This is a genomic window from Rheinheimera marina, assembly GCF_042654345.1.
Lineage (GTDB): Bacteria > Pseudomonadota > Gammaproteobacteria > Enterobacterales > Alteromonadaceae > Pararheinheimera > Pararheinheimera marina.
On sequence record NZ_JBHSGB010000008.1, the window covers coordinates 1 to 8,771 of the forward strand.

Genomic DNA, 8,771 nt, shown 5'->3' on the forward strand with positions numbered 1-8,771 from the left:
CCACCTGAACCCATTCCGAACTCAGAAGTGAAACGCAGCTGCGACGATGGTAGTGTGGCGCTTGCCATGCGAGAGTAGTTCACCGCCAGGCTCCCAATAAATAAAAAAGCCCTTCGCGAAAGCGAGGGGCTTTTTTATTTATCGACGCATCTGTCATCCCGGACGTGGCAGAAACGCTGCAGCAGGACAGGAAAGCAGCTATAATGCGCACGTTTTTTCTGCAGGGGTGTTTATGTTAGTTCGGGTGGTACAGTACTGCTGGTTTCGTTTGTCGCGGCTAAGCTGGTTATCCTGGGTTAAGTTAGTCCCTATCTTCTTTTTCGTGTTGTTGTTGGTATCGACTTTTGGTTTTCCCGTACCTGACCAGCAGTATCATTTCCCTACCGCCGAAACGGCTCGCAGTAATTTCCATGTGGTTGAGTTTAACGATGAGGGTAAGCCTCATGATATGGCGCAGCAGGAAGCATTATTTAAGCGTATTACGATGCCTGACAGCGCCACTGCCGAGCTGGTGATTTTTGTGCACGGCTGGCATCAGAGTGCAGAACCGCATGATGCAAACTTTGTCGCTTTTAAGAACTATATCGCTGAATTGCAAAAGATTGCACCAGAGCGCAACCTGATCGGCTTGTACTTGGGCTGGCGTGGCGATAAATACGATCCACTGTGGCTGGATGAATCCTATCGCAGCGAAGGCTGGTTGGAGCCACTGGATTTTCCCTCTATTTTTCAGCGTAAGCGTGTGTCTCGCCGGGTGGGTGAGGTTGGAGTCAGTCGCTTGCTGGACAGACTCGATGCTGTGGTCGAACAGGGCTTATTGAAGCGCTATATTTTCATTGGCCATAGTTTAGGTGGTTCTGTGGCTATTCACGCCAGTAAAGGCCGGATCAAAGCCGCCATCGACAAAGGCAAACAGAATCCGAACTTATATCTGCTACTTAACCCTGCTATCACCGCCAAGGAATACAAGCCGCTGGACTCGTTACTCAGTGTAGATCGGCAGAAGCCCAGTATGGTGGTATTGCAGTCCAAAGGTGATTTTGCGGTAAAAGAGGCGTTTAATTTCCTGAAGGATGGCGAACGCGCGGTTGGCAACTCTTGGGCTATTACCCACGATATTGATAAATGCCCAAGAGGTAACTGTGAGATACAGCTGAATCTGAACAGCCAGTTAGCGCAGCATGATGCCATTCCGGGTTGCATGATGCAGCTGGACCGTTCAGGTTGGCGTATTCGGGCCAGGGTGCACGCCCGCCGGGGGATCGACAGCTGTGACGATGCCAATATGCAGGCGGTGTGGGTGCTCGCGGTCTCAGACGATATTATCTTTGGCCATAATGGCATTCTGACACCGGACCACGCCGGCGCCTTGGCAGAGATTCTGCGACTGATAGACCGGCATAACAACCAGATCCCTGAAGCGATTTAATGCCTGCTGCTGAGTATCAGCACAGTGCCTGCCACTGTCATCATGGCGCCAAACCAGGCGCCTGCCGCAGGCCTGCGTTTATAGACCAGCCACAATAAAGGCACCACCACCACAGGGCTGACAGATGACAGCATACCGACCAGGCCAGCGTCGCCCCGCTTTAATGCCTGCAGTATCAGCGTCATGCCGATGACCATAGATAAGGCTGCATTGACCAGAACCAGCAAAAACACCTTGCGGTTCATCGGCTGGTAGCTGCGGGCTACTTTGAAGCCCAGCCAGAACAACGTTAAATGTGCCACTAGAGCGACCGTCATCCGCACTGCCGAGGCGGCCACTGCATCGATATCGGTTTCCATCAGTGGTTTGATCATCAGAGTGGACGCTGCCTGGCATACCGCTGAAACCAAACCCAACGCAATGCCAGAACGCAGTTGGCTGGAATCGGCTTCCCAGTGATGCTGTTCCTCGTTGCGCCGGCCAAATAAAATGGCCGTCATCACGCCGCCACTAAGCAGGCTGCAGCCAGCCAAAGTCCAACCCCAAATGGATTCACCGAGAAACAGATAAGCCAGCACCACCGAAAACATGGCGTGGGTGGCGAATAACACGCCAGCCCGGCGTGGGCCAAGCCGGTTCATCGAGGCGAAGAGGGAGGTGTCCCCTATCAATATGCCTACTAAGGCTGAGACTGCCAGCAAAGGCAGCTGCGAGCTTTGCAAGGTGTTGATGCCACCCAAAGCAAAGGCCATCAGCCATAACAAAGTAGCGGCACAGGCCAGGCGGTAGCGGGTAAAAGCGAAGGCACCCAAGTGACTGGCCGCTTTGGCCGACAACAGACTGCCGATGGCCCAGCAACAGGCCGCGAGCAGGGCCAGGTATTCAAAGGGCACTAATAGATCCCTGAAGAGAGGTAACGGTCACCACGGTCACAGATAATGGCCACAATCACACGGCCTGGCTGCTGCTGAGCAATTTGCAGTGCAGCATAAACGGCACCGCCAGAGCTAACACCACAAAAAATACCTTCTTCGGTGGCCAGCTGGCGCATGGTACGTAGCGCGTCGTCTTGCGTGATATCCATCACTTCATCTACCCGGGAGCGTTCAAAGAAGCCTGGCAAATAGGCCTCTGGCCAGCGCCGGATGCCTGGAATGCTGCTGCCTTCGGCCGGCTGCAGGCCGATGATCTGAATAGCCGGGTTTTGCTCTTTTAAATAGCGTGAGCAACCCATGATGGTGCCTGTTGTGCCCATGCTGGAGACGAAATGCGTCATCTGTTGCTGACTTTGCTGCCAGAGCTCCGGGCCTGTGCTGGCATAGTGCGCGGCCGGATTATCCGGGTTATTAAATTGATCCAGCACCAAACCCTGGCCGTCGGCCTGCATTTGCTTGGCTAAATCGCGGGCGTATTCCATGCCTTGCTCTTTGCTGACCAAAATCAGTTCGGCACCATAAGCCCGCATTGAGGCTTTACGCTCTTCGGTCATATTGTCCGGCATGATCAGCTTCATCTTGTAGCCTTTAATCGCCGCCGCCATTGCCAGCGCTATGCCTGTGTTGCCACTGGTGGCTTCAATCAGCGCGTCACCGGGTTTAATCTCACCACGCTGTTCGGCCTGTTGCAGCATATAAAGCGCAGGGCGGTCTTTGACCGAGCCTGCCGGGTTGTTGCCTTCAAGTTTGACCAGCACAGTACTGCCCATACCCAAGGTCAGCCGTTGCAGTTTTACCAGCGGTGTCTGGCCGACATAGGATTCAATGGTAGGGAACATTAAGACCTCACTGCAGATAGGCGTTTCAGATTATCGACCAGCACAGCAGTCGCCATCGCCACATTTAATGATTCGGTCTGACCGAACGCCGGGATCGTCAGTTTGCGGCTGACCAACTGAGCAAGCGCAGGGCTGATCCCATTGGCTTCATTACCCATCACCAGATAACCACCTTGCTGCTGCAGCGCCAGTTGGTGAATGTTTTCACCTTCCAGGTAAGCGCCATACACAGGCAAGCCGGTTTGCCCAAGCCAATGGTTCAGATCGCCGTAATGCAGCTGCACCCGCAAAAACGAACCTTTGGCCGCGGCTATGACTTTAGGGTTATATAAATCGACAGTGTCCGACGAACACAGTATGGTCTTGATACCATACCAGTCTGCAATGCGGATCATTGCCCCCAAATTACCCGGATCGTTGATTTGGTCTAACACCAGCACCCAGTCTACAGCCTGTTCCTGATAATCCAGCTGTGCCGGAATTTCTACGGCGGCCAGGGCCGCATCATTGCTTTGAAAACTGCCGACCTGGGCCAGTTCTGTTGGGCTGGCTTGCTGCACCATGGCCGCTTTCTGGGCTAAAGCCGCATGACGCTGTAAAAAGTCTTCGGTGGCAAACAAGGCTTTCACCGACCAGTCACTTTGCAGTACTTCCAGCACAGCTTTTTCGCCTTCCACCACAAACAGCTGCTCGATTTTGCGGTACTTTTTTTGCTGCAACGAACGCAGCAACTTTGCCCATTTCTGACTGATCATAAACCCTACTTACTTCAAGCCGCAGTCTTTGAGGCTGTGCTTTTTTTAAACCATAGCTCTGCCGACAAGACGGGCAGGGCTAAACCCTGCCCCTACGGCGTTAACATTGTGGTCTGATATTTTTTCTGACCTGCGACCCAGCTTTGCTGCACCTGGACCTGCCATAACTGCTCGGCAGGAATTTGATAAAGATCCCGGTCAACGACAATGAAATCGGCCCACTGACCTGGTAACAAGCTACCCATCTGCTGATCCTGAAAGGCGCCATAGGCCGCGTCGACGGTAAAAGCTTTGAGTGCCTGGGTCAGGGGCAGGCGTTGCTCCGGTAACCAGCCGCCCACCGGCTGATTCTGCTGGTCCTGGCGGGTCACGGCTGCGTGAATGCCGAAGAAGGGGTTGGCGAGCTCCACCGGGAAATCCGAGCCGCCGACAATACGGCTGCCCTGGTCGACAAAACTTTTCCAGGCGTATGCGCCCCGTAAACGCGCCACGCCCAAGCGGTCTTGCGCCATGTTTTTATCCGAGGTCGCGTGGGTCGGTTGCATGGCAGGCAGAATATGCAGTTTGGCAAAACGCGGAATATCTTTAGGCGCCACAATTTGCGCATGTTCAACCCGGTGGCGACCTTGCAGGCGTTGCTCGTCCGTCGCCAGTTGCTCAAAGCGGTCAAGCACCAGCCGGTTGGTCAAGTCGCCAATCGCATGCACGTTGGTCTGGAAACCGGCATCCAGCGACAGTTTCATTACTGCCGTTAATTGATCCGGCTGAGTCACAAACAAGCCCTTTTGTTCAGGTTTGTCACTGTAAGGTTTAATCAGGGCGGCACCACGGCTGCCAAGGGCGCCGTCACCATAAATTTTGACTGACCGCACCACCAGCTGATCGCTGGGGTCGAGCAGCGGGCCTGCTTTTAACCAGTTTTTCAGCTCTGGATCTGTGGCCGACAGCATGGCGTAGATACGCAGTGGCATTTGCTTGGCATTTTTCAGCTGCTGGTAACTCTGTAAGGTTGCCGCATCAATGCCTGCGTCGTGCACCGAGGTAATACCAAGAGACAACAAATGGTTAAAGGCAGCCTGCAAGGCGGCCTGGCGCTCGGCTTCGGTGCTTGCCGGGATCTGCTTTTCCAGCAGCAACATGGCGTTATCGATTAGCACACCGGTTGGGTTGCCCTTGGCATCACGGATAATTTCACCGCCGGGTGGGTCCAGAGTTTCTTTACTGATACCGGCCAGCGCCAGCGCTTTGCTGTTGGCCCAGCCGGCATGACCGTCGACCCGGGTCAGCCAGACTGGTTTGTCGGAAATGGCTTCATCAAGCAAGGTGTTACCGGGGAACTGGCGTTCTGGCCATAACACCTGGTTCCAGCCGCGACCTATGACCCACTGTGCCTGCGGCTGGGTTTTAGCGAAGGCCGCCACAGCAGCGACAGCGTCGGCTTCACTTTGACTGGTGCGTAAATCCACCTGATTCAGGTTTTGGCCAAGGCCCAGTAAATGGCCATGGCCGTCAATCAAGCCAGGTAATAAGGTTTTCCCCTGACCGTCCAGGGTTTTAGCTTGTGCAAAGCCACTTAATTGATGGCCGCGTGCCAGCACTTTGCCGCTCTGGTCATCAAAAGCCAGTTGGCTGAAACGGGCCAACCCGCCCTTTTCATCAAAACCATAACCTTGGATATTGGTCAGTAGCACCGGAGCAGCACTGACTGTGCTGCTGAGTAGTGCAAAAATCAGCGAGGATCTGAACAGCTTCATTGGAGTTTTCCTGAGTTGGTCCGCGCCGGGACCAGCCGGACTAGCGGTATCGTTTTTGGGCTTTTTTCTGGCGGATTTTGTCGCGCTCCGCTTTTTCTGCCGCTTTTTTGGCTTCTTCTAACTTAGCATTCTGCAATTCCACTGTCACCATATCCGGGGTTTCCAGGCTGATCGGGCCAAACAGACCAGCGCGCAGCTCAGTGATCAGAATGGCGCCAGCTTTTTGCAGGTCGACCACACCGCCTTTTTTCATGCAGCCACGGCGTTCGCCTAAGGCATCCAATAGTGCGACGTCGTTTTCTGGCTGTTCAGTCAGCTGGTAGCGAGCCATCACTTGCTGCGGGTAGTGTTGCAACAAATAATCAGCCGCAAAAATGGCGATGTCAGCATAATCAAAGGCGGTGTCTTTGATAGCGCCGGTCACGGCCAGGCGGTAACCACAACTGGCCGGGCTCAGCTTAGGCCATAAAAACCCTGGTGTGTCGGTCAGGATCACGTTGTTATCGAGCTTAATTCGCTGCTGCATTTTGGTGACACCCGCTTCATTACCTGTTTTGGCAATCACCCGGCCGGCCAGCGTGTTGATCAGCGTCGACTTACCCACGTTTGGAATGCCCATAATCATGGCGCGGGCACCACGAATATCTAAATTCCGCTCTGGCAGCATCTGGTTGCACAGCGCCAACAGGCCTTTAATGTGCTCCGGGTTTTGCTGGCTGATCGGAATGGCCTGGATACCTTTTTCCTCACCAAACTTGTTCACCCAAAGCTCAGTGACGGCCGGGTCGGCCAGGTCGGCTTTATTCAGTACTTTAATCACCGGCGTGTCGCCACGCAGCTCGGGCACCAGAGGGTTTTCGCTGGAGAAAGGAATGCGGGCGTCCAGCATTTCGATAATGATATCGACCTGCGGCATCACTTCAGCAATTTCTTTTCGGGCTTTGTGCATATGGCCCGGGAACCAGTTTATCGACATAGTGCTTCTCGCATGCGGATCTGCTGTGGCAGACTGAATCAACAAAAGCAGTATTTTACGCTGTTGTGGCGACTGGCAGGAATTTTTTTCCATGCGAAAGGTCTTTGTTGCACGTATTCAGGGAGTGAGTTGGTATGAAAAAACGAATGAGTGTGCTGCTGGCCTTGTTGGCAACTCCGGTGCTGGCGCAAAATTTTGTACAGCAACAAGTGCAGTTACAGCACCCGGCCAATGGCGACATGGTGCTGATGCCCAAAGCTAAAGTCCTGCTGCAGTCCGGTCATTCTGACACCCAGCGCTGGCTAAGCTGGGTGGATTTAACCACGCAGCAAGCCAGTTTGCTGGGGCTGCCTGCGCATGCGCAGTTCTTTCAGCAAGCCAGCCTGGCCGGTCAGGCCAGCGAAAGCTTGGTGCTGTTAGGCACCGAAGGCATCAGCCGTTATGACGCGGCCAGCCAAAGCTGGTCCCGCTTAATTAATACTGAATCGCTGTACCGGGCTGTGGACCAAAAGCGCCTGCCGAGCCTGGATTTTGTGCTGGATGTCAATAAAGACGGGCTCAGTGATTTTTTGATCCCGGATTTTCAGGCCTATCATCTGTACCTGCAGCAGACCGACGGCAGTTTTAACTCTTTCAGTCTGCCGGTGCAAAGTCGGGTGTTGGTGTATCAGGCGGAGCCTGGCTACCGCAGTAAAAAGCCTTATCGGTTGGACCTAAATCAGGATGGCATGACAGACATTGCGTTTCAGCAGGACGACCAACTCTTGGTGTATCTGCAGCAGCCTGGTGGTTTTAGCACAGAGCCAAAGCTGGTTGAGTTGCAATTAGGTCTAACACCGGACAACCAGGCAGAACTGCGGGGAGGGGATGGCCGAAGCTTTCAGGGCCTGCAGCTGCGCCGCTTGTTTGATATGAAAGATCTGAATGCCGATGGGCTGGCCGACATTGTGGTGCGCCAGGAGCAGTTTCAGGACGCGGTGGAACAAAGCTACAGCTACCGGGTGCATTATGCAGTGGCGGGTGCGCAGCGGCTGAGCTGGCCCGCGGAACCGGGCGGCCTGATCAATACCAAGGGCATCCAATCCGAACCTTTGTTTATCGATTTAAACGGCGACCAGAAACTGGATTTTTATACACCGGCGGCTGAGTTTGGTATCGGCAAGCTGGTGCGGGCCTTGTTAGCCGGCACCGCCGGCCTTGAGCTGCAGTTTTTCCCGCAGTTGGCCAGTGGCCAGTACCCGCAGCGCCCTGTTTACCGGCAAGACGCTACGGCACAAGTCAGCATTGGCAGTGCTCAGGTGAATTTACCTGTGTTGAAAGTGCTGAGCAGCGCCAATGCGCCGGCGCTGTTGCTGATTGGTGATGAAGACCATCTGAAAATTTACGCCAGCGCCAAAGAAAAGCTGTTCAGCAGCAAAAGCGTGCGGCTGAAGCAGCCGGTGCCACTCAATGGCATGACCGCAGAAGCGATGGATTTAGACCAAAACGGCAAAATGGATCTGGTATTGCCATTTACCCACCAGGACCCACCAGAGGTACGTAACCAGCTGCATTTTTTGTTGCAGCAGTGATTATGTTTATTAGAGCGTGGTTGAATACGAGTCTAAACAAGTAGCCGTTTATTCTTTAGATCGGCGCTGTGGCCGTGAAGGCATGCAAGCTATGTTTTTTCAACCTAACCATGGTGATAAATCTGGTATGCTGCTGAAAACACACTTATTAAAAAGGAGATCTGCTGTGGCAGGACAAGGTTCTGGCGGCAATGTACTGGCCGCGTTATGTTCGCTGTTTTTTCCTGGTTTAGGCCAATTGCTGCAAGGCCGGTTATTGGCCGCTATTTTGTTTTTTGTGATTGTTGGCGTTGGGTATGCACTGTGGTTCTTAGTGGTCCCGCCATTTATCGCCGCCATTGTGCATTTGTTTGCCATTCTGGACGCTGCCCGCTTTAAAGCCTGACACCAAGCGAAAAGGGCACCTATGCTGGTAATGCCAGTCAGTTAAGCTGACTGGCATTATTTTTTGTGCGCATATTTGCTTGGTTTCCGTTTGACTTGCCTTGGGTAGGAACGATGCTCCCGCCTAA

8 protein-coding genes and 1 rRNA gene are annotated in these 8,771 nt (G+C 53.7%); 4 read left to right on the top strand and 5 right to left on the bottom strand.

Translation table 11 applies throughout. The features are described from left to right. Together rrf and ACFO3I_RS08875 are read left to right on the top strand one after the other, a co-directional pair. Positions 1–91 (top strand): 5S ribosomal RNA (rrf, locus tag ACFO3I_RS08870); the annotation flags it as partial. A gap of 141 nt (positions 92–232) precedes the next feature. Further along, on the top strand, positions 233–1,429 hold the full coding sequence (locus ACFO3I_RS08875; protein ID WP_377333478.1) for a hydrolase: 1,197 nt from the start codon (positions 233–235) through the stop codon (positions 1,427–1,429). On the opposite strand, the gene ACFO3I_RS08880 is transcribed toward ACFO3I_RS08875, so the two are convergent. From ACFO3I_RS08880 to ylqF, 5 genes are all read right to left on the bottom strand, one after another. Further along, positions 1,426–2,322: a DMT family transporter gene (locus tag ACFO3I_RS08880; protein ID WP_377333480.1), complete on the bottom strand. Its 897-nt coding sequence runs from the start codon at positions 2,320–2,322 to the stop codon at positions 1,426–1,428. The two genes, ACFO3I_RS08875 and ACFO3I_RS08880, sit on opposite strands and share 4 nt — an antisense overlap. Continuing rightward, on the bottom strand, positions 2,322–3,203 hold the full coding sequence (cysM, locus tag ACFO3I_RS08885; protein WP_377333481.1) for a cysteine synthase CysM: 882 nt from the start codon (positions 3,201–3,203) through the stop codon (positions 2,322–2,324). The genes ACFO3I_RS08880 and cysM overlap by 1 nt, the downstream gene beginning before the upstream one ends. Further along, positions 3,203–3,958: a TrmH family RNA methyltransferase gene (locus ACFO3I_RS08890; protein ID WP_377333482.1), complete on the bottom strand. Its 756-nt coding sequence runs from the start codon at positions 3,956–3,958 to the stop codon at positions 3,203–3,205. Before ACFO3I_RS08890 ends, cysM begins: the two co-directional genes overlap by 1 nt. Before the next feature lie 92 nt (positions 3,959–4,050). Beyond that, complete coding sequence (locus ACFO3I_RS08895) at positions 4,051–5,712, bottom strand: amidohydrolase (RefSeq protein WP_377333483.1); 1,662 nt, start codon at positions 5,710–5,712, stop codon at positions 4,051–4,053. A gap of 40 nt (positions 5,713–5,752) precedes the next feature. Continuing rightward, positions 5,753–6,688 (bottom strand): ribosome biogenesis GTPase YlqF, encoded by a 936-nt coding sequence (gene ylqF, locus ACFO3I_RS08900; protein ID WP_377333484.1) that lies wholly within the window; start codon positions 6,686–6,688, stop codon positions 5,753–5,755. Positions 6,689–6,822: 134 nt separating this feature from the next. Here ylqF and ACFO3I_RS08905 point away from each other — a divergent pair, with 134 nt between their 5' ends. Both ACFO3I_RS08905 and ACFO3I_RS08910 read left to right on the top strand, forming a co-directional pair. Next, complete coding sequence (locus tag ACFO3I_RS08905; RefSeq protein ID WP_377333486.1) at positions 6,823–8,259, top strand: FG-GAP repeat domain-containing protein; 1,437 nt, start codon at positions 6,823–6,825, stop codon at positions 8,257–8,259. Between the two features lie 166 nt (positions 8,260–8,425). Then, a complete protein-coding gene (locus ACFO3I_RS08910) occupies positions 8,426–8,644 on the top strand; it encodes a hypothetical protein (RefSeq protein WP_377333487.1) in 219 nt (72 codons plus the stop codon). The last annotated feature ends 127 nt before the right edge of the window (positions 8,645–8,771 follow it).

Excerpts from the sequence above, each read along its gene's own strand:
- ACFO3I_RS08875 (WP_377333478.1), top strand. The coding sequence starts at position 233 with ATGTTAGTTCGGGTGGTACAGTACTGCTGGTTTCGTTTGTCGCGGCTA.
- cysM (WP_377333481.1), bottom strand. The coding sequence starts at position 3,203 with ATGTTCCCTACCATTGAATCCTATGTCGGCCAGACACCGCTGGTAAAA.
- ACFO3I_RS08890 (WP_377333482.1), bottom strand. The coding sequence starts at position 3,958 with ATGATCAGTCAGAAATGGGCAAAGTTGCTGCGTTCGTTGCAGCAAAAA.
- ACFO3I_RS08895 (WP_377333483.1), bottom strand. The coding sequence starts at position 5,712 with ATGAAGCTGTTCAGATCCTCGCTGATTTTTGCACTACTCAGCAGCACA.
- ylqF (WP_377333484.1), bottom strand. The coding sequence starts at position 6,688 with ATGTCGATAAACTGGTTCCCGGGCCATATGCACAAAGCCCGAAAAGAA.
- ACFO3I_RS08905 (WP_377333486.1), top strand. The coding sequence starts at position 6,823 with ATGAAAAAACGAATGAGTGTGCTGCTGGCCTTGTTGGCAACTCCGGTG.